The sequence below is a fragment of the Evtepia gabavorous genome, assembly GCF_003425665.1.
In the GTDB taxonomy this organism is placed as follows: Bacteria; Bacillota; Clostridia; order Oscillospirales; family Oscillospiraceae; genus Evtepia; species Evtepia gabavorous.
Genome location: NZ_QQRQ01000010.1, coordinates 40,636 through 62,094 on the forward strand (window position 1 = coordinate 40,636; position 21,459 = coordinate 62,094).

General features: G+C 52.0%; 29 protein-coding genes. 8 read left to right on the plus strand and 21 right to left on the minus strand.

The genetic code is table 11. The features are described 5' to 3' along the window. Positions 1–22 precede the first annotated feature (22 nt). Entirely contained in the window at positions 23–670 is a 648-nt protein-coding gene (locus DV520_RS07435; RefSeq protein ID WP_021920776.1) for a potassium channel family protein, read from the plus strand. Between the two features lie 83 nt (positions 671–753). On the opposite strand, the gene DV520_RS07440 is transcribed toward DV520_RS07435, so the two are convergent. Further along, the gene (locus DV520_RS07440) at positions 754–1,641 is read right to left on the minus strand and encodes a hypothetical protein (RefSeq protein WP_021920777.1); all 888 of its coding nucleotides are present in this window, start codon (positions 1,639–1,641) and stop codon (positions 754–756) included. Between the two features lie 325 nt (positions 1,642–1,966). On the opposite strand from DV520_RS07440, the gene DV520_RS07445 reads away from it, so the two are divergent. Together DV520_RS07445 and DV520_RS07450 are read left to right on the plus strand one after the other, a co-directional pair. Next, entirely contained in the window at positions 1,967–2,200 is a 234-nt protein-coding gene (locus DV520_RS07445) for a hypothetical protein (protein WP_117142323.1), read from the plus strand. Positions 2,201–2,245: 45 nt separating this feature from the next. Next, positions 2,246–4,015, plus strand: coding sequence for a DUF4118 domain-containing protein (locus DV520_RS07450; RefSeq protein WP_117142324.1), 1,770 nt, complete (start codon positions 2,246–2,248; stop codon positions 4,013–4,015). A 16-nt stretch (positions 4,016–4,031) separates the two neighbouring features. Here DV520_RS07450 and DV520_RS07455 read toward each other — a convergent pair whose 3' ends face one another. The 5 genes from DV520_RS07455 to DV520_RS07475 all read right to left on the minus strand — a co-directional run bounded on the left by DV520_RS07455 (position 4,032) and on the right by DV520_RS07475 (position 6,819). Continuing rightward, complete coding sequence (locus DV520_RS07455; RefSeq protein ID WP_007860222.1) at positions 4,032–4,397, minus strand: hypothetical protein; 366 nt, start codon at positions 4,395–4,397, stop codon at positions 4,032–4,034. Between the two features lie 77 nt (positions 4,398–4,474). Beyond that, a complete protein-coding gene (locus tag DV520_RS07460) occupies positions 4,475–4,648 on the minus strand; it encodes a transposon-encoded TnpW family protein (RefSeq protein WP_008978040.1) in 174 nt (57 codons plus the stop codon). Positions 4,649–4,712: 64 nt separating this feature from the next. Next, on the minus strand, positions 4,713–5,576 hold the full coding sequence (locus DV520_RS07465) for an ATP-binding protein (protein ID WP_007860224.1): 864 nt from the start codon (positions 5,574–5,576) through the stop codon (positions 4,713–4,715). After that, positions 5,573–6,307, minus strand: a complete 735-nt coding sequence (locus DV520_RS07470; protein WP_117142325.1) for a phage replisome organizer N-terminal domain-containing protein — start codon at positions 6,305–6,307, stop codon at positions 5,573–5,575. Before DV520_RS07470 ends, DV520_RS07465 begins: the two co-directional genes overlap by 4 nt. 113 nt (positions 6,308–6,420) lie before the next feature. Further along, a complete protein-coding gene (locus DV520_RS07475) occupies positions 6,421–6,819 on the minus strand; it encodes a cysteine-rich VLP domain-containing protein (RefSeq protein WP_117142326.1) in 399 nt (132 codons plus the stop codon). A 126-nt stretch (positions 6,820–6,945) separates the two neighbouring features. On the opposite strand from DV520_RS07475, the gene DV520_RS07480 reads away from it, so the two are divergent. Further along, entirely contained in the window at positions 6,946–7,224 is a 279-nt protein-coding gene (locus DV520_RS07480; protein WP_014081141.1) for a type II toxin-antitoxin system RelB/DinJ family antitoxin, read from the plus strand. Then, positions 7,221–7,511, plus strand: a complete 291-nt coding sequence (locus tag DV520_RS07485) for a type II toxin-antitoxin system YafQ family toxin (protein WP_117142327.1) — start codon at positions 7,221–7,223, stop codon at positions 7,509–7,511. Before DV520_RS07480 ends, DV520_RS07485 begins: the two co-directional genes overlap by 4 nt. A 107-nt stretch (positions 7,512–7,618) precedes the next feature. Here the strand turns inward: DV520_RS07485 and mobQ are convergent, their stop codons facing one another. The 12 genes from mobQ to DV520_RS07545 form a co-directional block, all read right to left on the minus strand. Continuing rightward, a complete protein-coding gene (gene mobQ / locus DV520_RS07490) occupies positions 7,619–9,064 on the minus strand; it encodes a MobQ family relaxase (RefSeq protein ID WP_117142328.1) in 1,446 nt (481 codons plus the stop codon). Between the two features lie 191 nt (positions 9,065–9,255). Beyond that, positions 9,256–9,546: a DUF3847 domain-containing protein gene (locus DV520_RS07495; RefSeq protein ID WP_007860237.1), complete on the minus strand. Its 291-nt coding sequence runs from the start codon at positions 9,544–9,546 to the stop codon at positions 9,256–9,258. A 28-nt stretch (positions 9,547–9,574) separates the two neighbouring features. Continuing rightward, positions 9,575–10,036, minus strand: a complete 462-nt coding sequence (locus DV520_RS07500) for an RNA polymerase sigma factor (protein ID WP_007860238.1) — start codon at positions 10,034–10,036, stop codon at positions 9,575–9,577. A gap of 10 nt (positions 10,037–10,046) precedes the next feature. Then, entirely contained in the window at positions 10,047–10,499 is a 453-nt protein-coding gene (locus DV520_RS07505; RefSeq protein WP_021413289.1) for a sigma-24, read from the minus strand. Positions 10,500–10,602: 103 nt separating this feature from the next. Further along, a complete protein-coding gene (locus tag DV520_RS07510; RefSeq protein ID WP_007860240.1) occupies positions 10,603–11,016 on the minus strand; it encodes an RNA polymerase sigma factor in 414 nt (137 codons plus the stop codon). A 455-nt stretch (positions 11,017–11,471) separates the two neighbouring features. Next, a complete protein-coding gene (locus DV520_RS07515) occupies positions 11,472–11,933 on the minus strand; it encodes a hypothetical protein (protein ID WP_007860242.1) in 462 nt (153 codons plus the stop codon). Between the two features lie 7 nt (positions 11,934–11,940). Beyond that, positions 11,941–12,720: an ABC transporter permease gene (locus tag DV520_RS07520; protein ID WP_006874367.1), complete on the minus strand. Its 780-nt coding sequence runs from the start codon at positions 12,718–12,720 to the stop codon at positions 11,941–11,943. A gap of 2 nt (positions 12,721–12,722) precedes the next feature. Further along, positions 12,723–13,508: an ABC transporter permease gene (locus DV520_RS07525; protein ID WP_007860246.1), complete on the minus strand. Its 786-nt coding sequence runs from the start codon at positions 13,506–13,508 to the stop codon at positions 12,723–12,725. Continuing rightward, positions 13,501–14,427 (minus strand): ABC transporter ATP-binding protein, encoded by a 927-nt coding sequence (locus DV520_RS07530; protein ID WP_007860248.1) that lies wholly within the window; start codon positions 14,425–14,427, stop codon positions 13,501–13,503. The genes DV520_RS07525 and DV520_RS07530 overlap by 8 nt, the downstream gene beginning before the upstream one ends. 135 nt (positions 14,428–14,562) lie before the next feature. Continuing rightward, positions 14,563–15,480, minus strand: a complete 918-nt coding sequence (locus tag DV520_RS07535; protein WP_007860250.1) for a sensor histidine kinase — start codon at positions 15,478–15,480, stop codon at positions 14,563–14,565. Positions 15,481–15,485: 5 nt separating this feature from the next. Beyond that, positions 15,486–16,178 carry a response regulator transcription factor gene (locus DV520_RS07540; protein ID WP_007860251.1) on the minus strand — a complete coding sequence of 231 codons (693 nt, stop codon included), beginning with the start codon at positions 16,176–16,178 and terminating at the stop codon, positions 15,486–15,488. After that, positions 16,171–16,359, minus strand: a complete 189-nt coding sequence (locus tag DV520_RS07545; RefSeq protein WP_007860253.1) for a helix-turn-helix domain-containing protein — start codon at positions 16,357–16,359, stop codon at positions 16,171–16,173. The genes DV520_RS07540 and DV520_RS07545 overlap by 8 nt, the downstream gene beginning before the upstream one ends. A 144-nt stretch (positions 16,360–16,503) precedes the next feature. Here DV520_RS07545 and DV520_RS07550 point away from each other — a divergent pair, with 144 nt between their 5' ends. Continuing rightward, a complete protein-coding gene (locus tag DV520_RS07550) occupies positions 16,504–16,872 on the plus strand; it encodes a helix-turn-helix transcriptional regulator (RefSeq protein WP_007860255.1) in 369 nt (122 codons plus the stop codon). 27 nt (positions 16,873–16,899) lie between these two features. On the opposite strand, the gene DV520_RS07555 is transcribed toward DV520_RS07550, so the two are convergent. Genes DV520_RS07555 through DV520_RS07565 form a run of 3 tightly spaced genes read right to left on the minus strand, consistent with a single transcriptional unit; the run spans position 16,900 to position 19,476 of the window. Further along, positions 16,900–17,199: a hypothetical protein gene (locus DV520_RS07555; RefSeq protein WP_007860257.1), complete on the minus strand. Its 300-nt coding sequence runs from the start codon at positions 17,197–17,199 to the stop codon at positions 16,900–16,902. A 16-nt stretch (positions 17,200–17,215) separates the two neighbouring features. Beyond that, on the minus strand, positions 17,216–17,569 hold the full coding sequence (locus tag DV520_RS07560; protein ID WP_007860259.1) for a TnpV protein: 354 nt from the start codon (positions 17,567–17,569) through the stop codon (positions 17,216–17,218). 26 nt (positions 17,570–17,595) lie between these two features. Beyond that, positions 17,596–19,476: a recombinase family protein gene (locus tag DV520_RS07565; protein ID WP_007860261.1), complete on the minus strand. Its 1,881-nt coding sequence runs from the start codon at positions 19,474–19,476 to the stop codon at positions 17,596–17,598. 103 nt (positions 19,477–19,579) lie between these two features. On the opposite strand from DV520_RS07565, the gene DV520_RS07570 reads away from it, so the two are divergent. Both DV520_RS07570 and DV520_RS07575 read left to right on the plus strand, forming a co-directional pair. Next, a complete protein-coding gene (locus tag DV520_RS07570; protein WP_242984666.1) occupies positions 19,580–20,569 on the plus strand; it encodes a sensor histidine kinase in 990 nt (329 codons plus the stop codon). Further along, positions 20,562–21,287 carry a response regulator gene (locus DV520_RS07575; protein WP_021920780.1) on the plus strand — a complete coding sequence of 242 codons (726 nt, stop codon included), beginning with the start codon at positions 20,562–20,564 and terminating at the stop codon, positions 21,285–21,287. The genes DV520_RS07570 and DV520_RS07575 overlap by 8 nt, the downstream gene beginning before the upstream one ends. The last annotated feature ends 172 nt before the right edge of the window (positions 21,288–21,459 follow it).

The window sequence follows — 21,459 nt, forward strand, 5'->3', positions numbered from 1 at the left end:
ATAAAAGAGAAAGGACGATGGTATGAAATCTGTCTTGCTGATTGGGCTGGGCCGGTTTGGCCGGCAGATGGCGGAGAAGCTGCGGGAGCTGCGCCACCAGATTCTGGCGGTGGACCGGGATGAGGGCCGGGTCAATGACATTCTGCCCCTGGTGACCAACGCGCAGATTGGGGATGGCACCAACGAGGCCTTCATTGCCTCCCTGGGGGTGCGGAACTTTGACCTGTGCGTGGTGGCCATTGGGGATAACTTTCAAAGCTCCCTGGAGACCACGGCCCTCTTGAAGGAATATGGCGCCCCCTTTGTGCTCTCCCGGGCCTCCAGTGAGGTGCACGCCAAGTTTCTCCGGCGCAACGGGGCGGATGATGTGGTGTACCCGGAGAAGCAGATGGCCCAGTGGGCCGCGGTACGGTACAGTGCCGACCATGTGTTTGACTATGTGGAGATGACCCGGGACCACTCTATTTTTGAGACCCAGGTGCCTGCGGCCTGGATCGGAAAGACCATTGTGGAACTGGCGGTGCGGCAGAAATACCGCATCAATGTTCTGGCCACCCGGACAGGGGACCAGCTGGAGTTCCTACCAGGGCCCATGCATCGCTTCCGCAGGGAGGAGACCATGTTCATCCTGGGGGCCAACCGGGATGTGCAGAAATTCCTGAATCTTTGACTGGACAGCAGAACGCCCTGGGCTCGAAACCGTGAGGAATCGTGTGCCCAGGGCGTTTTCTATCGTCTTTTGTTTTGGACCGGTCAGCGGGTGTCCAGGGGAAAGAGCAGCTTGAGAAAGAGCTTTTCCGCCGGTCCGCCTCGGGTGAAGTCAAACCGCCGCTCCCGCCCCGTTCCGTCCAGGAGGCAGAAGCTGTTGGTATCCCGGTTGACCTGAAAGGACAGCTGGTCCAGCACCATGTCCAGGGCCAGCTCCCACTCCAGAAGCCAGCGGGTCTGGTCGGTGTAATAGATCTCCCACAGCCAGGCAAACTCCAGGGGCTGCTGGCCGTCGGCCAGGAAGGACTCCCAGAGAAGGGCCTTGTGCTCCGCGGTCAGTGCGGTGAGGAGCTGTTGGGGACGGGCGTTTTCCCAGGCAAAGTAGGAGAAGAGGCTTCCCTGGGTGGGCTGAAGCAGGCCGCATTTGTGGACAAAGGCCTCATGCTGTCGGGAGACCACCCCCCAAGGTCCTCCGCTGGCCGCCAGCGCCCGGGCCATCACGGTGAGATGGTCGGCGGCGTCCCGGTCGCCCAGGTCCAGACGGACCCCCAGCCCTTGCAGGCGCCGGATGGGGCGGCCGGAGAGGGAACGGGTCAAAACCCGCCCTTTCTTGGGGGAGCTGCCGGGACGGACGGTCATTTCCGCGGTTTCCCGGTGTTCGGTGGTGCCGTAAAAGGTCAGGGAGCAGGTCTCGCTGATATGGCAGGCCAAGCCGCCTACGCTGTTCAAAATATCCTGGTCACTGTACACCACGTCCCGGTACAGCAGGGTGAGGGCGGTGCCCTCGGGCAGGCGCAGCACAGCGGGGAACTCGTCAAAGAGCTCGTCCAGCGTGACCATCAACTCCAGAAAGGCTGCGGTGGCGGGATAGGTTTTGGGCAGTGGGGTTAAAGGAATCTGCCACTCTTTGATGACTTGAAAGGGATATCTCATGGGGATCTTGCTCCTTCCCTGGGCTGGGCGCGGACGGCCCTGTGTCAAGGATTCCGTGCCTATTGTACCCCGAAAAAAATTAGGATGCGGTTTAGAATCCTGCCTGGGCGTTAAACTCTCATTAAGAAGGGACGGTGACGGAGGGCCCTTTATAAAACCTTAACAGGGGGCGGAAAATACAAATCTCACCCATATCTCTTTGGGGGTATAATGGGGAGTAAGAAAAGGAATCCCCTGTTCAAATCCCATTCCCCGTCGTATGATGGAAAGGGAAAGCACACCAGAGGCGGGGATTTCGAAACCGCAAGGGAGAGAAGGGGCGCGTATGGAATCGGTGCTGCTGGCAGTGGCTTTGCTGGGGTTCGGCATAGGGGGCTATTTCGTGGTGGGGCGCGTCGCGCGTTTCTTTGCCATAGGGACCTCCGGCCGGTCCGCCGGGAGAGGGGCAAGATCGAAGGAGCGGGAGGACATGCCCTGGCTGTCCCGCCAGTGGCCCACCCCCCCGGAGCAGGAGAAGCCCCGGGAGAAGGGCGGAAAGTCATCCCGGCTGGCGGGGTGAGAGCGGGCTGCCAGTGCAGCCTGGAGACAAGAAGGAGGGAGTTCTGTGAAGGAAGAAGACAGACGGCCGGATTCGGAGCAGCTGCTGCGCAGCATCCAGAATGCGGACGGCCCCCCTGGGGGAAGATTAAAAATCTTTTTTGGCTATGCCGCCGGCGTGGGGAAGACCTACGCCATGCTGGAGGCCGCCCACCGTGCCAAGGAGGCGGGGGTTGACGTGGTGGCCGGCTATATTGAGCCCCACACCCGGCCTGAGACCATGGCGCTGCTGGAGGGGCTGGAGGTCCTGCCCACCAAAACCGTGACGTACAAGGGCATCTCCCTGAAGGAGTTTGACTTGGACGGTGCCCTGGCCCGCCACCCCCAGCTGCTGCTGGTGGATGAGCTGGCCCACACCAACGCCGCCGGCAGCCGCCACACCAAGCGGTATCAGGACATCCAGGAGCTGCTGCGGGCGGGGATCAATGTGTACACCACGGTGAACGTCCAGCATCTGGAGAGCCTCAACGACGTGGTGGCCTCCATCACGGGCATTTCCGTGTCCGAGCGGGTGCCCGACAATGTGTTTGACTCGGCCTACCAGGTGGAGGTGGTGGACCTGGAGCCGGCGGACCTGCTGGAACGCCTCCGGGAGGGGAAAATCTATCGGGGGCCCCAGGCGGCCCAGGCCCTGGATCATTTTTTCAGCCTGAAAAATCTGGCCTCCCTCCGGGAGATTGCCCTCCGGCGCACCGCGGACCAGTTGGAGAGCTCCCCCCGGTTTCAGGGGGAGGTGAAGCCCAAGGCGGGGGAGCATATTTTGATCTGCCTGTCCGGCGCGCCCTCCAACGCCAAGGTCATCCGCACCGCGGCCCGGATGGCCAAGGCCTTTCACGGGGCGTTTACAGCACTGTTTGTGGAGACGTCGGACTTTGCCTCCCAATCGGAGCAGGACAGGAAACGCCTGCGGGATCATGTCCACCTGGCCGAGGAGCTGGGCGCCCGCATTGCCACGGCCTATGGGGATGACCCGGCGGTACAGATCGCGGAGTACGCCCGGATCAGTGGTATCTCCAAGGTGGTTCTGGGCCGGAGCCCCCGGAAGCGGGGCTTCACCTCCCCCAAAAACCTGGTGGACCGGCTCAATGAGCTGGCGCCCGACCTGGACCTCTATATCATCCCGGACCAGACGGCCCGGCAGAGCAAGCGGCTGCGGCGGCTGCGGCAGTCCCAGGAAAAGTTCTCCCCCAAGGACCTGGCCAAGATGTTGGGAATTTTGCTGCTGTGTACCCTGGGCGGTGCCCTGTTCAGCCATTGGGGGTTTGCCAACTCCAATGTCATCATGCTCTATATTTTGGGGGTTTTGGGCATCGCCATGGTTACCACAGGCCGGAGTTACAGTGTGGCGGCCTCGGTGCTGTCGGTGCTGATCTTTAATTTCTTTTTTACCCACCCCTATTTTACCTTTATGAGCGACCCCAGCTATATCGCCACCTTCGGTGTGATGTTCGTGGTGGCCTTTCTGGGCAGCTCTTTGACCACCCGAATGAAGCGGCAGGCCAGGCTCAACGCGGAGAAGGCCTACCGCACCGCCATCCTCCTGGAGACCAGCCAAAAGCTCCAGAAGGCGGAGGGGAGCCAGGCCATCCTGGCCCTGACCGCCCACCAGCTGAACAAGCTTTTGGACCGGGACCTGGTGATCTACCAGCGGGAGGAAAACGGGGAGCTGAGCCCCACCCTCTTTCCCGTCTCTCCAGAGACAAATTGTCAAGGACTTTTTAATCAAATTCACAAAAAATCTACAAAAAAGGTGCCAGAAGCATTGTATGGCTCCTGACACCTCGTTTGATAGATTACATTTTTCCGTTCAGCAGGTCTTTGCAGAGATACGCGTAGTCTGGCAGCTGGTTGATATATGACTCCCAGCGCCGCTTGATTTCGGCCAATTCCAGCGGGTCGGCTGCTTCCAGTGCATGATCGTTGCCCGTCATATACAAAACATCCGTAGCAACATCGTCCAAACACCTGCCGCAGAGATCGGCGGCTGATTCTATCCTGATACCGGTATCCACATAAAGCGGATTTACGCCAATCGTCAGCCAGACATAGCCCACCTTGTCCGACCAGAGCAGTTCAAAATCGGGGCTTTGCCGCAGATGTTCCGCAAAGACTTCCTTTACTCGCTCAATTTCATGTTTCTCTTTTTCTGTGTAAAGCATTTTTGTGTCCTCCTTGACAAAAATTTTGGTGCATACCATCATCAGTTTAGCACAAGGCGGCTTCGTTTATCAGTCTGTCACATCTGCTGAATTTCATTTTTGAGCATACGCTTGATTTTATCGCTCATGGTTTCTGTGCTGGTATTGCTGAAATGGACATGAACCTTGTAGGTCGTCTTACCGATTTTCTTTACCATCGCCGGCGTGTTTTCCGGCGCTCTGGACGCAGTAACGGCGTCTGCCACCTGCATAGTACGGGGTTCTTTGTTCATGGCGCTCCTTTCTCCGAACGGGTCTGTGCCGCCCGGTAAAAAATCAGTCGTGCTTACTGTTTACAATGTCTTTTGCTGTCTGTCGGGTAGCACCGGCATTTTCTTCCCGAAAATTCTTCCCGTCAAAGAGGATCGGCGCACACCGTTCCAAAATACGGTCATAGATACGGGCGTGGGCCAGATCAGGCGGGTTTTTCAGCTCGGACAGTTTCAAGTTTGTTGTGATAATCATGGGTCTGCGGCTGCGATAGCGGCTGTCAATGACGAAAAACATCTGCTCCATAGCATATTCGGTACTGCGCTCTACACCCAAATCGTCAATGATAAGCAAGTCATACTCATCAAAGCTGGCAATAAACTCCGACCTGTCCTCAGCGAACATCCCGGTCAGGCGGTTCAGAATGGTGGGAAAGTTCGTCATCAGCACCGGCACATCCTGGTCAAGTAGAGCGTTGGCAATACATCCGGCGAAAAAAGACTTGCCGGTTCCCACATCTCCAAACAGCAAAAGCCCGATATTGCTCTTATATGCCTCTTTCCAGTTCTCCACATAGGCATGAGCCTTGTCCATCAATGGGTTTTGCCCGTTATCATTGGAAAATGTGTAGTCGTACAGATAACGGTCTTGCAAGCCCTGTGCCTTTCGGCGTTTGATACGCTCCATACGGCGCTGCCGTTCTTCAGCAGCCTTGCGCTGCTCCTCAGCTTCCCGCTGGCACTGGCAGATGCAACGCGGCATAAAGTAGCCGGATTTCCCAAAGCATGGCACAACGGTCTGCCTCTGGCCGCCGCATTTCTTACAGTGAATGAGCCCGTCTGACAAGTCTATATACTCGTCCTCAGCCAATTCCACACCGGCAGCTGCCTTGTCGATGAACGCCCGGATTTCTGCGGTAATCTCAATCATACGGTTTCATCCTCCTTTACGCTGTAATCCCGGTTGCGTGAGGGTATGACAGTTTTTTTAGCGTCCTCACCGGCCCAGCGCCGGATGGTCGCTGCATGGCTCTGATAATGCTTGCCAGTAGAAGCCATGTACTCGGACAGCTTTTCGATGTACTGGCCCCATACAGTGGGAAAGCTGGCCTGTAAGTCTGCCAGTTCCCCGTCCGTCAGGAAAACATTCTGGTAACGGCCATAGGCGGGGGCGGGGTGTCCCTTCTCTATCTCTCTCTTTATCTCTATCTCTTTCTCTAACTCTATCTCTATCTCTGGTGGACGAATGTCGGACAAATGTCCGCCGTTTGTCCGGGGCGCAGAAAGAGCCTTATTTTGGAGCCTCGCAGCCCGCTTTCGCTCGGCCTCGGTGGAGGACTGGCCGATCAGCAGTTCAATATTGCTCATGTAGAAGGTGCCGCTGTCCAGCACTTCCACAAGACCCAGCTTCAAAAAGATCTGCAAGGCTCTCTCCACAGTGCCGATCTGCTGGCGGGTAATGGTGGCGATCATCTGCGCCGTGTAGGGGATGTCCTCGTCAAGCTGGAGCCGCCCGCCATGTTTCAGCGATTTCAGATACAGCTTGAGCAGAATGTTGGAATACAGCACACCATCCTGCATACTTTCCAGCAGCACGATGGAATCATCGTCAAAATAGTTTTCTTTGAGTTTCAGGTAATAATATTTTCGGTTGTCTGACATAGGGTTCCTCCTTGGGGTTTCTCTTGGGATTCTGTACGCATTTTAAGGCCATTTTAGGGGTCAGAGGATAAATCTATCAGCCTGCCTTTGACACCCTCGAAAAAATCCTTGATTTACAAGGGTTTTTCAGCCCCTAACGCGTGACATTTCTCCCGTTGTTTCCGCTTGCGCTTTGCGGCGTTGATCCGCTTCATGCGTGCGGCACATTCCAGGCAGTATTTGGCCCGGTTGGAACCGGGGGTAAACAGCGCCCCACATACGGCGCATTTCTTTGCATTCAGCCGGTGGAACAGCGCCGTTTCCAGTTCCTTATCCTGCGGCAATACCGCCGCCCGAAACCACCTGCACAACAGGGAGTAGGAAATAGACTGGACACAGACACATTCCTCCCCATCGTCCAGGGCGATACAGTTTCCGTCGATGTAGTTACAGCACTCATGCACCAGCCTCCGCGCTCTGCGGTACTGGCGGTAATCCATGACAGGGATAGGTTCAGACTTATTGTTCTTCATAAATGATTTCTTTCATAGTGTAGCTAACCTCCTTGAATGAATTTATTTTTAAATATTCGTGCAAAGTATTGTTTTCTTCGTGCAAATGGCATATACTATAATTGCCAGCAGAAAGGGGTTGATCGTATGGCTGGAAATACCACAAACATCAGTATCCGCATGGACGCAGATTTGAAAGCACAGGCGGACGCACTGTTTACTGAACTTGGCATGAACCTGACTACGGCGTTTAACATCTTTGTGCGCCAGTCGCTTCGTGAAGGCGGCATTCCCTTTGAAGTAAGGCTGGAACAGCCGAACAAGGAAACGATTGCTGCCATGCTGGAAGCGGAAAGAATTGCAAAAGACCCGTCTGTAAAGGGATACAATGACCTTGACGAGTTGTTTGCCGACCTGAAAAAATGAGGAAAACAAAGTACACCGTCAAGTACACGACCAGTTTCAAAAAAGACTACAAACGAGCCATCAAGCGTGGCTTGAAGATCGAATTGCTGGAGCAGGTCGTAGCGTTGCTGGCGATGGGCGAACCGCTGCCGGATAAGAACCGTGACCATGACCTGTCCGGCGATTGGGCAGGCCATCGGGAATGTCACATTCTCCCGGACTGGCTGCTTGTCTACCGCATAGAAGATGATGTTCTGGTGCTGACGCTGGCCCGCACCGGCACACACAGCGACTTGTTCGGCAAATAAACAGTCTGCCGCCGTATGGGGAAACCTGTACGGCGGTTTTTCTGTATGCCAAAGTATGTCGTGAAACGCGACGCACTTGACAGGGGTACGCCAAAACGCGGTAGCCTTTACCGCTCCGGCCCACGGTCGTGAGACTTGTCCCTTTCCTGTCGGGACAGCTGCTCGGCGGTTTTGCGGAGCCGTTCCACTGCTTTCAAATCCCCCCGCATGGATTTCATGGCAAGCGTGTCCGTCTGCTTTCCGGCGGTCAGCTGGTCGATTTCCCGCTGCCATGCCTTCGGGGTTATCCCCTCGCCGCTGTCTTTCAGTTCTTTCAGATACCGGGCTGCTGCGTCATACAGAATCAGTTCCCGGCTGTGGCGCTGTTCAAACTGTTCCCGTTTTTCCGGCTTTACTTTGGCAAGCTGCTTGTGGATGGACTTGTACTGGTTGTACTGTTCCCACATCTCCCCGCGCTCGGTAAGAGTGGCGATCCGGCGCTCGGCCTTGACGATCTTTCCCCGTAGGTCATAGTAACGGCTGTTCATATCAGCGATTTTTTCATGGAGCTGCTGCATGGATTGGATGCCGTTTGCCTGCAAAAAGCTGAACAGGGCGGCGCTCTCCTGTAAAGCCCGGATTTTGCCGGTGCGGGTGTCGGGCCGCTTGAGCTGCTGCTGGGCCTCCCACAAGTCAATCATGCTGGGCTGCTGGCCCTCCGGCTTCTCGGCCTCGGCCTTCGACCAGTTGTAAAGGCGGGTAATGCGGGCCTTGATTTCCTTGAGCAGCTTGTTGTCGGCGGCGATCTGCCGGTTTACTTCGCCCTTGTCGGTGCGGATGCCGCGCTTTTCCATTTGGCTGGCGGCTGGCCCCAGATGGACAGAGGGAATTTTATCAATGCCCTGCCGCTTGTAGCTGCGATGGTCAATGCGTTCCGGTCTGCCGGCAGATTCCAGCGCTCGATTGGTGTAGGCCGCCCACGCTACCCGCCAAATCTCCACATTTCCTTTATCGTTCCAATCGGTTGTATCCTCTCTGTGATTTTTCCAGCCGCCTTTCCCATCCGGGATACGCTGTCCATTCTCGTCCAGATCGTATGCCTTACGGCACTTTGCGCCCCACTGCCCATTTTCTTTCAGAGGCCGGAGCGTCAGCATGATATGGACATGAGGGTTGCCGGTTCCCTTGTCATGGATAGCAAAGTCGGCGCACATTCCTTTGTCTACAAAGTTGTCCTTCACATAGGCGCGCACAAGGGCAAGCTGTTGTTCGCCGGACAGTTCACGGGGCAGGGCTGCCTCGATCTCACGGGCAAGCTGGCTGTCCCTTGCTTTCTCGATTTGCTCCACGCTGTTCCAGAGGATAGAACGGTCTGCAAATTCTGGCGGGGCGTGGGCAGGCAGCATGATCTCCGCATGGACAATGCCGCCTTTCCGGGTGTAGTCGTGGGTCATTCCATCCCATTCATTTGTCAGCTTGGTTCCGCTGCGGTAAGCAGCTGCGGCAACGGCAGAACGGCCTGCGCTGCGCTTGATGATACTGACGGGGATATGACAGAAATCTATGGGGAACACCTCCTTTCAGTGAGGGGATATTTCAGGCTCTGTGGAGCCGGACAAACGCAAAGCGGGTGTCCGACGACTGCGCAGAGCGCACAAGGGGTTTGGGGAGCGTAGCTTCCCATCGCGGACGAAGTACGCAACGCCCCCGGCAGGGCGCACAGCACCGGCAACGGTGTATAAGTGCGCCCTTGTAAACAAGGGACTTATGGCGTGTCCCCGGATTTTGGCAGGTTTGCAGTTAATTCCGCAGCCCCCGGAAGATGGGACAGGGTAATCAGAAATGCTTTGACCTCTGCGCCGGAAAGGTTGGAAGCCAGTGGGAAAATCCCCTCCAAAATGGCTCCGCGCTCAATCAGGCGGCGGGTGCGAACCCTGCGTTCTTCGTTCCGCTGCTTGTTCTCCAAAATCTTCTTGCGGTTTTCAAGCTGCCGGATCTCCTTCAGGACTTCCTCCCGTTCTTCTTTTTGTGGGTGGGCTGTAATTTTTTCGTTCATGTCAGGCACCTCTTTTCTTTGGAAATACTCATAGATTGACCGTCCATTTCTGTCGAGCAAAGTACCGGCGCAGTCTCCGCAGTGCGGCATGGATGGATTTTCCCGCCTGTGCTGGCGTGATACCCTCCATTGCGGCAATATCTTTCACTTTCATACCCAGCATATAGCGGGCGTGAACACGGCGAGCCTGCATAGGCGGCAGGGAGGAAATGGCTTCATACAATCGCCGTATCAGTTCTTCGTATTCGGCTAATTCTTCTTTTTCTATCAGGTAGTCCTCCGGCGATGGCTGCGCCCAGCCGATGGCGGCATTTTCGATTCCATCGTTACAATCGAGGGAATAAAACGCCTTATACCGGAACATCTTGCGATCTCTGGCGGCCTCGGCTCTCTTGTCCAGAAGAAACGCTTCGACGATCTCATCGGACACCTCCACAAAAATGTCCTCTTTGCAAAATGGATAATATTGTTTGAGATTGATGGTCTGCATAGGCATGCCCTCACTCTGTTTGGAAAAAGCCATCATAGCAGCGGCGCATATTCCGCAGACCTCGACGGATGGCAACGCTGACCTTGCTGCTGTGGACGCCCTCTATCCGAGAGATTTCCGGCTGCTTGATACCAGCAATGTAGTAGGCGTGAACACGGCGGGCCTGTGTCGGAGTGGCATGAGCCAGAGCCACCGGCAAAGCTGCAATTAGGTATAGGCGGGTGGTCATTTCTTCTCGTTCCAGCAAAATATCTTCCGGCGATCTGCTGTGTTCCAGTGCGTAATTTTCCAGCCAGCTGTATGCGTCCAGAGAGTAGTAGGCGCGGTGGTAGACTTTCCGACGCTCATAGTTCTCCATCTCCCGCTTGGCCTGATACATCGCTGCCCATACCTCGTCCGTAACATCCACAAACTCGTCATGCCGGTAGTGGGGATACATCCACCGCAGATTGATTGTTTTCATAGGCTTACCTCCTGAAAATCGGAGAGGCGGACAGCTCGTCCGCTGTCCGCCCCTCGCTGAGATAAGGGAAATGATCCCTTTCACTTGGTAGCCAGAAAACAGGTCATTCGTTAAGCCTGTTCTCAAAGAAATTTATAAATTTTTTTCTGACCGCCTCCACACTTTGATACACAGCCACTTTGGAGCAGCCGCACAGCACACCAATCTCTGCAAGGCTCAGCCCGTCAAGCGCATAGAGCAGGAACCGGCGGCGCTGGGCCTCGGTACAGGTGTCCAGAACAGCCATCAGCTCATGCAGCGTTTCCATGCGGCAAAGGTATTCCTCCGGCGTTTCGCCGTAGACCCCTACACCCTCGGTGGTAATGATGTACTCGTCAAACTCCCGGCCATCCCAATGCCGCCGCTGTTCATGGAACAGGTTCTCCGTTTTATGATCGGCCCGGTCAAGAAATTCATAGACTTCCAGCGTAACCTCCACGGCCACAGCTTGTCCGTTATAATTGATGGTAACTTCCATCTGTCTTTCCTCCATTCAGATTTTTTTGGTAAATCTGAATGGGGCGGCGGAGAACGGCACTGGGGCCAGGGTTCGGGCCATGCTGGCCCGATGTTTCGGCTCCAAAGGGACAAAAAAGCGCCCGGACGGCATAAAGCCATACGAGCGTAATAGAGTATATTTTGCTGTTTAGTTACATGGTATAGTGCATACTTCTGACCGCATTGCTCCGCTGCTGGGAACAGGCTTTTTTTAGCTGGTGCAGGTCATGGGGACTGTGAAAAAAGGCAAAAATAGACACGGCGGCAATCCTCCTATGTGCCGCCGTGGATTTACACGGTGTTAGGTCGTCGTTAGATTGGGATAGATGAAAAGAAACGGCGGCTCTGATCTTCTCAAAGCCGCCGCTTCATAGGCGCGTGGAAATGTGTCTGCTGTACGACGGCTTTTTTCTTTTGCCGTCGTGCGGCAGAATGTTATTCAATATTCAATTCAATGTTTCCAGTAAAGTCCTCACACTCAATGCCGATATAATTTCCACCATCAGGAAGTGTAATTGTGTCACTATAAGTTCCGGTTGTTTCAATCAAAGTGACTGCTTCATCCGATCCAGAAATCCAAAATACTTTTGCAGTACCTTCCGTAACCTCCAAAGTGCAGTCAATAGACAGCTCCTTACCGGCTTCTCTTTTTATGGAAGTTCCTCCGAACACATACTCTGTATCTGAAAAATTCTCATAATCAGCCGTATAAGTTCCCGTATAATCATCGATCCCTTTTTCTTTTGTTCCTTCCAAAGATAACTTTCCTGTAAGCTCTATGGTTCCAGCTGACTGAACGATATTATTATAATGATCGAGAATTTCATCTTTTGAACAGCCAGAAAGCATAAAACTTCCAAAAAGAACAAATGCCAATGCTAAAACTGTTTTCTTCATAAAATCATCACCAGCCTTTCTTTGGTGCTACCTTTTTGGCCTTTTTCTTTGTTTGGGTTGCTTCTCGCTCTTTCATGCACAAAATCAAGATGGCAGAAATAACAACAGCAAGCACAAGACTGCAAGAACAGGTTCCGATATTCCAGTTGACTGCGGTATCATAGCTACGGTAGCCTACCATTCCGAGACTTGCGGTAATCGGATAAAGGTTTGCTAATGTCATATTTCCTGCGGCAAACATCCCTCCATATCCATAGACAAAAGCAATGATTACACCGACTAAAAAGCTGCCCGCCCTCCGACAAGTAAGAGCGATAATCGGCAGAACCGCAAGATATAAAAAGAAATTAACCGCGGTAATCTGCAAGGTTGCTTTTAGTGCTAAGGAAATTTCAAAGCCGGGAAATCCCACAATCATTTCTGCTATGATTGTAAACAGGCTGCATATCAGCCCGAAAATAATAGACAATACGCCGCACACAATCAATTTCCCGGTCAGCAGTTTCTTAAAAGAGATCGGCACAGTCAGAATATTTTTCAATGTGTCATCCGTCTGCTCACGAGAAATCATATATCCAGCAATTAGGCTGATACACATCGGAAAAATCATGGACATATTGTTTTTGATGACCTGTTCTGTAAGATAGGCGAAATCCCAAACGGAACCATCATTCGCCATAGAGGTAAACAAGGTCAGCAAGACGGATAGGAGCATGAGCGCAACACCCGCCCAAAGGATATGATACCTTTTCAATTTATAAAATTCTGTTTTTACAATGCGAACCATGTTTATTCCCCCCTCTGCTTATATAATCTGTCAATCAGTAAGAACGAAACTAATGCCATGATCCCAAGAATGAATACAACTTGAAATGTTGAAGGAATTAGCCCTGTCATTTGCTCCAAGTCCATTTTTATTCCATGAGCCGCCATATCTCCTGCACTCCAAAATGTAGTCAGTGGCGTGGGCAGAAGCCATAACATGGTTTTAGGCAGTGTGTCAAACAATGCCGTAGCACTCATGTTCAGAACGCTGTAAAAGACACACAGCAAAATGGAAAAAACATAGGTCTTACTGAAAAAGACAACAAGAACAATCAACGGGAGTGTTCCTGCCGTAATGAAAATTCCTGTTTCAACTGCTAAAAACAATTTATAGCCTGTTCCATAAACTTCTAATGTTCCAAATCCGCAAAGAATTGTTGCAATGGTAGAAGCCACACAAAAAACAATTCCAAAGAGAAACAGGACAACAATTTTTGCAAGCACCATTTGCGTGCTGGTTACGGGAATTGTACGCAGATTTTTGAATGTGTCGTTGTCGCGTTCCATAAAAAACAGGATAGCGGCAATCACACCGATAATGCAGGGCAATAAAAACTGGATACCATATCCTAACACCATGTTAAATAGTCCGTCGAAAGCATCTGCCTGATCCGTATATCGCTCCATCATAGAGGGCGTTGTCATCAGATAAGTCAGCGGGATTGGAAACAGAAAAGCAGCCAGAATAATCAGCGGAATAAATTTCTTCCGTTTCAATTTCAAAAATTCGCATTTGATTAGTTTAAGCAATTCCTTCGCCCCCTGTCACACGCTTGAAGTAATCTTCAAGACTTTCTTCACAAGTATGCGCCTCCGATACCTCCAATCCATTTTCTACAAAGGCAGTTACAATTTTCCCCACAGGCAGATCAAGGTTGTGCAGGCGCAGATTGTGGTCGTCCTGTATAGAGAAATGGTTTTCATGGAAATTTCGTTCCAAAATTCTTGCCGCCTGCGCAGTATCAGAGAGTGTAAACCGGATATGCTTACTACTTTTTTGCTCCAACTCAGCAAGGCTTTCTTCTTCCAGCAATGCACCGTGGTCTATAATTCCAATATCGTCAGCCAGCAAGGAAATCTCCGAAAGAATGTGACTGGAAATCAAAATGGTTTTTCCTCTTGCGTCGCAAAGCTCCCGAATAAAGGAGCGTACCTCCGCAATACCGATGGGATCAAGACCGTTGATCGGCTCATCCAAAATTAAAAGTTCCGGATCGTGCATAACAGCAAGGGCGATGGCAAGCCGCTGCTTCATACCAAGAGAATACTGGGAAAAGAGCTTTTTATCTTTGTAGGGCAGTCCTACCAAATCCAGAGCGTCTTTGATGGCATGATTGTTTGGTACGCCCCGCAGAGTAGCAAAGATACGCAGGTTCTCTGTGCCGGTCAGATTGGGATAAAAGCCGGGGGACTCAATTAGGCTGCCGATACGGGGCAGCAATTTCTTTTCATTCCCCTGCAAAGATTTTCCCCAGATTTTGACCTCACCGGAGGTCGGCTTCGTTAAGCCCAACAACATTTTCATAGTAGTGGTTTTTCCGGCTCCGTTTCTGCCCAGCAGACCATAAATTCTCCCACGCTTCACATGGATATTTAAGTCAGCCACACTCTTTTGTGAGCCGTATTGCTTCGTCAGATTTTTTGTTTCAATGATGTAATTTGTATCCATATTCAAAACCTCCTGTTCTGTAAGGTATTCTATCACGCCAACCTTGCATTAACCTTGCCGCAACCTTGCATTAACCTTGCAATTTAGAATCCGGCCAAAATGACAAGGGTTCCCGCCATAAAGACGGGAACCCGCTTAAATCTCCAAAGGAAAAAACAACATAAATTCAGTCCCTTTTCCTGGTACACTTTCAACTGTTATGCTTCCACCCATCTTTTCTACAAGCTGGTGGACAATAGAAAGACCAAGACCGCTGCCTTTCTCAGAGCGTCCTTTATCACACTTATAAAGCCGTTCAAAAATGTGTTTCAAATCTTCTTTCTCAATTCCTACTCCATTATCCGCCAGCAGCAGCTCCATGTTATTTTCCTTCTTTGACAGGACAATTTTGATTTTGTCTGCATGGCTGTGAGCGATTACATTTTGAATGAGATTGTTGACGATCCTCATATAGCTGTCCATATCCAATCTTACCCGGACAGGCTGTTCGGGAATATCAATGTCATAATCAACCTGTTTATCCTCAAAAATCGGTATCCAGTCAATCAGGATATTTCTTGTCAGCTCTGCGGCCTCAACGCTCTGGATTTCTAAAGCAAACTCGTCAGAATTTAACTTGAACCAGTCAAAGAGTACATCAATATATTCTTTCAGATCATGGGCTTTTCGTCGGGCGGTTTCAATATCATCATCCCGGTCTCTTCCTGTGACCAGTCCTTTGTGTGCAGCGTCAAGATACCCAATCAGAGTAGTAAGGGGCGTTCGCACATCATGGGAAAGGCTCGTCATAAGCTGGCGGTTGGTTTCCTCTGTCTGCCGTACAGTTGAAAGTCTGCTTTCATAGGCCACAACGATCTCATTGATTTCATAGGCAATAGGTGCTGTCAGTTCATTTGTTGCAGACAAAATACGCCGATTGCCATTTCCATTTTTCACATCAACCAGTGCATCGGTCATTTCTGCAATTTGCTTTTTTACACGCCGGACAAGAAAGATGGAGGTCAACACAGCCACAACAGCAATCACAATGGACAAGAAAACGATGATTTCCATGCTGGCTACACCTCCTTATTAAACCGGTAGCCAATCCCTTTGACCGTTTGTATATACTTTGGGCTTGAAGGATTGACTTCTAATTTTTTACGAAGCCGACTGATGATCGCCATAATGTTGCTGTCGTCATAGAAATATTCTTCACCCCATACTTCCTCATAAATCTGCTGTTTGGTCAAAATTTTTCCTTGATGCTTTGCACAGTACAGGAGCAGATCAAATTCCTTTGGCGGAAGTTCAAAAGTGCCGTTTGCCGTCGTAACAGAACGATTTTCAAGGTCAATCTGCAATCCGTCAAAATCCAGTTTTTGCACAGCTCCGGCTTGCTGATTAAAGCGAGTGTAGCGGCGAATGAGAGAAACAATTCGGGCAATCAGTTCGTCCATATCAAACGGTTTTGTCAGATAATCGTCCGCCCCAGCCCGTAATCCCCGCACTTTAGAAATGCTGTCATTTTTGGATGTAAACATCAAAATCGGCAGGCTGTTCTCTTTGCGGATTTCTTCCAGCGTTTCAAAACCATCCATACCGGGCATCATCACATCCAGCACCACAAGCTGATACTCCTGGTCTTTTAATTTCTGCAAGCCCTCTTTTCCGGTATTACAAAAATCAGCTTCTATATGTTCCGATTGTACGCTGCGTTTAATCAAAGCGCACAGTTCTCTGTCATCATCTATAATCAAAATTTTATTCATGGCGCAGTTCCTTTCCTTGTTTTGTCCGACCATCAATCGGCTTCTCCGCAGTTTTTGGGAGAAGCCAAACACCAGCCATTTTCACAGCGCCGGGGATACGCCCTCCGGCGCAATAATAATTTACCCTACGAGGTGTTACGCCCCATTTCTCGGCGGCCTCTTTCAATGTCATATAGTCCATTTCGCACCTCCATAGGATATATTATAGTTCTCTTTCTCGAACAATGCAAGAAACGAAATATGAATTATAAACTTCAACTAACCTGCATATAGCAACATTCCACGGGCAAAGTATGAATTATACAATGTAACCGGGTGATGTTATATGGCGAAAGTTGAAGATTGTCCCGGTTTTGAAACCTTCGGCGCAGATGTCAAAGCCGCACGAGAGGCAAAGCGTCTGGCACGAAAAACATTGGCAGAAATGGTTGGGATTGAATGGCGGTATCTTGCCAACATTGAGAATCAAGGTGCGATTCCGAGCCTGCCTGTGATGATCCAGTTGATTAAGATCTGCGGACTTCCTGTGGAACGGTATTTTAACCCGGAGATCATGCGGGAAGAAAGCGAACAGCGGCAACGGGTCAGCCACAAGCTGAAGCTTTGCCCTGAAGAATACCTGCCGATTATCGAAGGTGCCATAGACGGGGCGCTCAAAATGGAACACACTGCGAAGCAGAAGGAGGACGCATAATCGCGGCCTCCTTCTGGCGTTTCTATATCAAGTTTCCCGGCACTTTTCCCAAAGTTCCCGGCACCTCTGCTGGATTTCTCCGGTTTCTGTCACAGTCAGCTCGCGGTCATTTCCGGTAATCTTATCTTCCAGAAAGTTGGCGTATGTACCCAACAAAGCGTTCCGTAAATCCTCCGGAGTTTTCTGTATTTCGGCGCTGTACCAGTCATTCCGGTGAGGTTCCCATGCCATCAATGTATAACCGTGGCTGGTCTGCACCACCTCATACAGAGGATCATCATCCAGATATGCCTGAAACACTTTCAAAACCTTTTCAAAGGTCAGCATTTCCCGCACCTCCCATTCAGCTGCAAATCAGTTCCCTGATTAAAATTTCCTCAATCTGTGCCGTTAATGTGTTCATCAGCCCCACCCAACGCATAGGATCACAGGCTTTCAGTTCCTCCGTGACACCCGCAGCCTCCATCATGTGAGGTAACATGGTGTCCATACGCTCCTGCGCTGTCCGGTCAATCTCTAACAGGTGTGGATACAACTTCTCGCTCATCAGCAGTTGGTTGTAGAGAATAGGACGATGTTCCTTCAGGTAGGATTTTCGCATCCTGCCGTACTTGCCGATAGAAGTTTCCGGCTGTTCAGAAAGTTTTAGGTTGGGTATATCATAATCTCCACAACGAATGTAAGTCAACTTATTCATATTCATGCTCCTTTGCTCCGTGATGGTTAAACCGCTGCGCTGGCTGCTATGCTGCCTTTGCGCGGTTCTTCTTTAGGCAGCTGGCTAACAGTAGAATAAACGCCTTTTTTCATGTCCTCAGCCCGGATCAGGGATTTCTTAGCGTCCATTTCCGCTTTTTTCTTCGCCTTGATTTTGTCCTCATATCGTTTTTGTGCGCCGCTGGCTTTCCGCTTCAAATAGTTCTGATGAAGCCTGTCCTTGCGTTCTTCTTTTTTCCGCAGTTCTTCCTGTTCCTCCGTGGTTAAAGGAACCGGCTGTAAGGATGGTGGAATATAGCGTCCTAAAAAATTAAAGTAGATTTCAATTTCCTGCGTGGTATCCTGACTGCCTTTTCGGGAGCGTTCATGGACAAGGATTTTCTCTACAAACTCGTTGAGCATGGTATTTGTCAGCGTGTCAAAATTCTCGTACTTATCAATCAGGGCTATAAATTTCTCTGCTGATTTCTGGCTCTGCTCATAGCCGGTAACAGCCTTTTCCAACTCCGCAATTTCAATCTCAAGTGTGTCCTGCTCTTTGGCATACTGTGCATCAAGCGCCTTATATCGTGTATCCGGCAGCTTGCCGAGGGCGTTATCCTCATAGATTTTGCAAATCAGTTTTTCCAGTTCTCCGGCTCTCTTTTGGGCAGTAGCCAGACGCCTGCGCTTTTTCGATATATCGGCACTCTGTTGAGCAACCTGCGTCTCCTGAACAGTGTGAATAAATTCCGTCCGGTCATTTCTCGAATATTCAGCGATAGCCCGGAGTGTGTCGGAAACCAATGTCAGAACAGCACTCTCATTGATACGGTGTTGTGTAAGGCATAGTGTCCCACACGGAACTTTGGTATAATTGGAACAGGTATATTGAGAAATCCGCTTGCCATTGTTGGTGCGGTGGACATACATCTTGCCGCCACAATCGGCACAATAGAGTAAGCCTGTGAGGGGAGCTGCTTCGCCCCAGCCGTTTGGATAACGCCGTACATTGCTGCGGATTTTCTGCACCAGATCAAAGGTCTGCTGGTCGATAATGGCTTCATGGGTATTCTCAAAGATCGTCCACTCGTCCTCAGAAACATAGTGGCTTTTCTTGTCCTTAAAGTGCTTGCGGGTCTTGAAATTGATGGTGTGCCCCAAATACTCTCGTTTTTTCAAAATGTTCACGATGGTAGATGATCCCCATCCATAGGGGTCTTTGACCGGCTTTGAACGGTTCACACCCTCGTTGAAGCGGGCAAGGTGTACGACAGGAATTTCAATCCGGTCTGCGGATAATTTGCAGGCGATCTGATAAGGCCCATATCCCTCCAGCGTGAGGGAAAAGATACGGCGTACCACTTCGGCGGCTTCCTCATCTACCAGCCAATGTTCCCGCTTTTCATCCCACAAGTAGCCGTAAATCACGGTGCCTGTCAGGTGCTTACCGCTCATGCCTTTTGACTTAAACACAGAGCGGATTTTCCGGCTGGTATCACGGGCGTAAAATTCATTCATGATGTTGCGGAACGGGGTAAAATCGTCATCGCCTTTCAGACTGTCCACACCGTCGTTGATGGCGATCAGCCGAACTCCACGCTGCCGCAAAACCTCCATGACCTGACCGACCTTCAGATAGTCGCGCCCCAACCGGCTCATGTCCTTGATGACGATTGCCTCTACACGCCCTGCCTCCACTTCCTCCATCATCGCCAAAAATCCAGGGCGGTCAAAACGGGTGCCTGAGATACCGTCATCGGTAAAGTGCGTAGGGTTTGGCAGTCCATTCCGGCGGGCAAAATCCTCTAACATCTGTTTTTGGTTGGATATGGAATTGCTCTCGCCCTGTAACTCATCGTCCCGGCTCAGGCGCTCGTACAGTGGGGTGATTTTTTCGTTTCTCATAGCTGTACCTCCTGAAACAAAAATGCTCTAAGTGATTGCTTCACTAACCATGACAAAATCATGATTAAGAAGTCACTTAGAGCATATATCACCAGGGACGGACTTGTCGGAATTTTTGACGGAGTCCGAGCGGGGCGTGGCGGAATGGGTGTTTAAGAACAACAAGCACGCCGGCGCCACCACCAACACCCTGCCCAGCGCCAAGTGCCTGTATATGTCCATCCGGGGCACCGGCGGCGCCCTGGCTGTGGCGGCCATCGTCACCAAGAACCGGGAGAAGCCCGAGGCCTTTGAGAAGAATTTTATGGTGGCGATTCTGGATGAGTGCGGCCTGGCCCTGGAGAAGGAGATGACGGTCCGGGAGAAGCAGGCGGTGGAGGAACGGGCCCACCAGGAGACCCTCCGGGCCAACCTTCTCCGGGCCATCTCCCACGATCTGCGCACCCCCCTGACCAGCATCTCCGGCAATGCCAATATTCTGATGGAGGGCCGGGGGCAGCTGTGCCAGGAAAAGCTCCAGGCCCTGTATACCGCCATTTATGACGATTCCATGTGGCTTATTGACCTGGTGGAAAACCTGCTGTCCATCACCCGCATTGAGGATGACAAGCTGGGCCTGAAAACCCAGCCGGAGCTGCTGGAGGAGATCTTCCAGGAGGCCCTGCAGCATCTGGACCGAAACGCCAGCCAGCATCAGATCTCCGTGGAGCTGGAGGACGACCTGCTCATGGCCAACGTGGATGCCCGCCTCCTGGTGCAGGTGGTCATCAACATTGTCAACAACGCCATTAAGTACACCCCCGAGGGCTCCCATATCACCCTGTCCGCCCATCGGGAGGGGGACCAGGTGGAGGTGGAGATTGCCGACGACGGACCGGGGATTGACCAGGACGCCAAGGATCGGATCTTTGACATGTTCTATACCGCGGATAAGAAACGGGGGGACAGCCGGCGGGGGTTGGGGCTGGGGCTGTCGCTGTGCAAGTCCATCATCAATGCCCACGGCGGAACCATCCAGGCCGTGGACAACCATCCCCAGGGGACCATTTTCCGCTTCACCCTGGGCGCAGTGGAGGAGACAAACCATGAATAAACCGCAGATTCTTTTTGTGGAGGATGACACGGCGGTGGGCAACCTCATCGCCACAACGCTGGAGACCCAGAACTATCAGTTTCACCGGGCCAAGACCGGGGCGGGGGCGCTGATGGACGCCCTGTCCTACCGGCCGGATGTGATGCTGCTGGACCTGGGACTGCCGGACATGGACGGCATTGAGATCATCAAAAAAATCCGCTCCTGGAGCAATCTCCCCATCATTGTGGTCTCTGCCCGGGGGGAGGACGCGGACAAGGTGGTGGCCCTGGACGCGGGGGCTGACGACTACTTGACCAAGCCCTTTTCCGTGGAGGAGCTGCTGGCCCGCATCCGCGTGGCGCTGCGCCGGGTGCGCTATGACAGCCAGAAAACCAGCGCCGAGGCCGCCCTCTATGAGAATGGGGACTTGAAAATTGACTATGCCGGCGGCCGGGCCTGCTGCCGGGGGGCGGAGATGAAACTCACCCCCATGGAGTATAAGCTGCTGTGCCTGCTGGCCAAGAACACCGGCAAGGTGCTGACCCACAACTATATCATCAGTGAGATTTGGGGGGTCTCCGCCGGGGAGGCCGTGGCGGAGATTCCCTCTCTGCGGGTGTTTATGGCCACCCTGCGCAAGAAGCTGGAGCTGGACCCCAGCCATCCCCAATACATCCAGACCCACGTGGGGGTGGGTTACCGGATGATTCGGCAGAGGCAGGAGGACGAGAGCTGACTGTCCCGCCCCAGCAGAGCGCCGCCGTGCTGTTTTGGCACGGCGGCGCTTTTGACATCTTCTGGCGGTACAGGCAGAAGGGTGGGAAAAACAGGGGCAAGATTTGTGGAATCTTAATCTTAGACCGGAACTCTTATGGGCACACTAATTACTTCTGTGCTACCATAACCTC

Bases quoted from the DNA above. Each gene is read 5' to 3' on its own strand.
- DV520_RS07515 (WP_007860242.1), bottom strand. From the start codon at position 11,933: ATGAAGAAAACAGTTTTAGCATTGGCATTTGTTCTTTTTGGAAGTTTT.
- DV520_RS07440 (WP_021920777.1), bottom strand. From the start codon at position 1,641: ATGAGATATCCCTTTCAAGTCATCAAAGAGTGGCAGATTCCTTTAACC.
- DV520_RS07575 (WP_021920780.1), top strand. From the start codon at position 20,562: ATGAATAAACCGCAGATTCTTTTTGTGGAGGATGACACGGCGGTGGGC.
- DV520_RS07550 (WP_007860255.1), top strand. From the start codon at position 16,504: ATGGCGAAAGTTGAAGATTGTCCCGGTTTTGAAACCTTCGGCGCAGAT.
- DV520_RS07485 (WP_117142327.1), top strand. From the start codon at position 7,221: ATGAGGAAAACAAAGTACACCGTCAAGTACACGACCAGTTTCAAAAAA.
- DV520_RS07535 (WP_007860250.1), bottom strand. From the start codon at position 15,480: ATGGAAATCATCGTTTTCTTGTCCATTGTGATTGCTGTTGTGGCTGTG.
- DV520_RS07435 (WP_021920776.1), top strand. From the start codon at position 23: ATGAAATCTGTCTTGCTGATTGGGCTGGGCCGGTTTGGCCGGCAGATG.
- DV520_RS07545 (WP_007860253.1), bottom strand. From the start codon at position 16,359: ATGGACTATATGACATTGAAAGAGGCCGCCGAGAAATGGGGCGTAACA.
- DV520_RS07555 (WP_007860257.1), bottom strand. From the start codon at position 17,199: ATGCTGACCTTTGAAAAGGTTTTGAAAGTGTTTCAGGCATATCTGGAT.
- DV520_RS07530 (WP_007860248.1), bottom strand. From the start codon at position 14,427: ATGGATACAAATTACATCATTGAAACAAAAAATCTGACGAAGCAATAC.
- DV520_RS07475 (WP_117142326.1), bottom strand. From the start codon at position 6,819: ATGAAGAACAATAAGTCTGAACCTATCCCTGTCATGGATTACCGCCAG.
- DV520_RS07500 (WP_007860238.1), bottom strand. From the start codon at position 10,036: ATGCAGACCATCAATCTCAAACAATATTATCCATTTTGCAAAGAGGAC.
- DV520_RS07465 (WP_007860224.1), bottom strand. From the start codon at position 5,576: ATGATTGAGATTACCGCAGAAATCCGGGCGTTCATCGACAAGGCAGCT.
- DV520_RS07445 (WP_117142323.1), top strand. From the start codon at position 1,967: ATGGAATCGGTGCTGCTGGCAGTGGCTTTGCTGGGGTTCGGCATAGGG.
- DV520_RS07560 (WP_007860259.1), bottom strand. From the start codon at position 17,569: ATGAATAAGTTGACTTACATTCGTTGTGGAGATTATGATATACCCAAC.
- DV520_RS07455 (WP_007860222.1), bottom strand. From the start codon at position 4,397: ATGCTTTACACAGAAAAAGAGAAACATGAAATTGAGCGAGTAAAGGAA.
- DV520_RS07505 (WP_021413289.1), bottom strand. From the start codon at position 10,499: ATGAAAACAATCAATCTGCGGTGGATGTATCCCCACTACCGGCATGAC.
- DV520_RS07565 (WP_007860261.1), bottom strand. From the start codon at position 19,476: ATGAGAAACGAAAAAATCACCCCACTGTACGAGCGCCTGAGCCGGGAC.
- DV520_RS07470 (WP_117142325.1), bottom strand. From the start codon at position 6,307: ATGTCAGACAACCGAAAATATTATTACCTGAAACTCAAAGAAAACTAT.
- DV520_RS07540 (WP_007860251.1), bottom strand. From the start codon at position 16,178: ATGAATAAAATTTTGATTATAGATGATGACAGAGAACTGTGCGCTTTG.
- DV520_RS07495 (WP_007860237.1), bottom strand. From the start codon at position 9,546: ATGAACGAAAAAATTACAGCCCACCCACAAAAAGAAGAACGGGAGGAA.
- DV520_RS07480 (WP_014081141.1), top strand. From the start codon at position 6,946: ATGGCTGGAAATACCACAAACATCAGTATCCGCATGGACGCAGATTTG.
- DV520_RS07520 (WP_006874367.1), bottom strand. From the start codon at position 12,720: ATGGTTCGCATTGTAAAAACAGAATTTTATAAATTGAAAAGGTATCAT.
- DV520_RS07510 (WP_007860240.1), bottom strand. From the start codon at position 11,016: ATGGAAGTTACCATCAATTATAACGGACAAGCTGTGGCCGTGGAGGTT.
- DV520_RS07460 (WP_008978040.1), bottom strand. From the start codon at position 4,648: ATGCAGGTGGCAGACGCCGTTACTGCGTCCAGAGCGCCGGAAAACACG.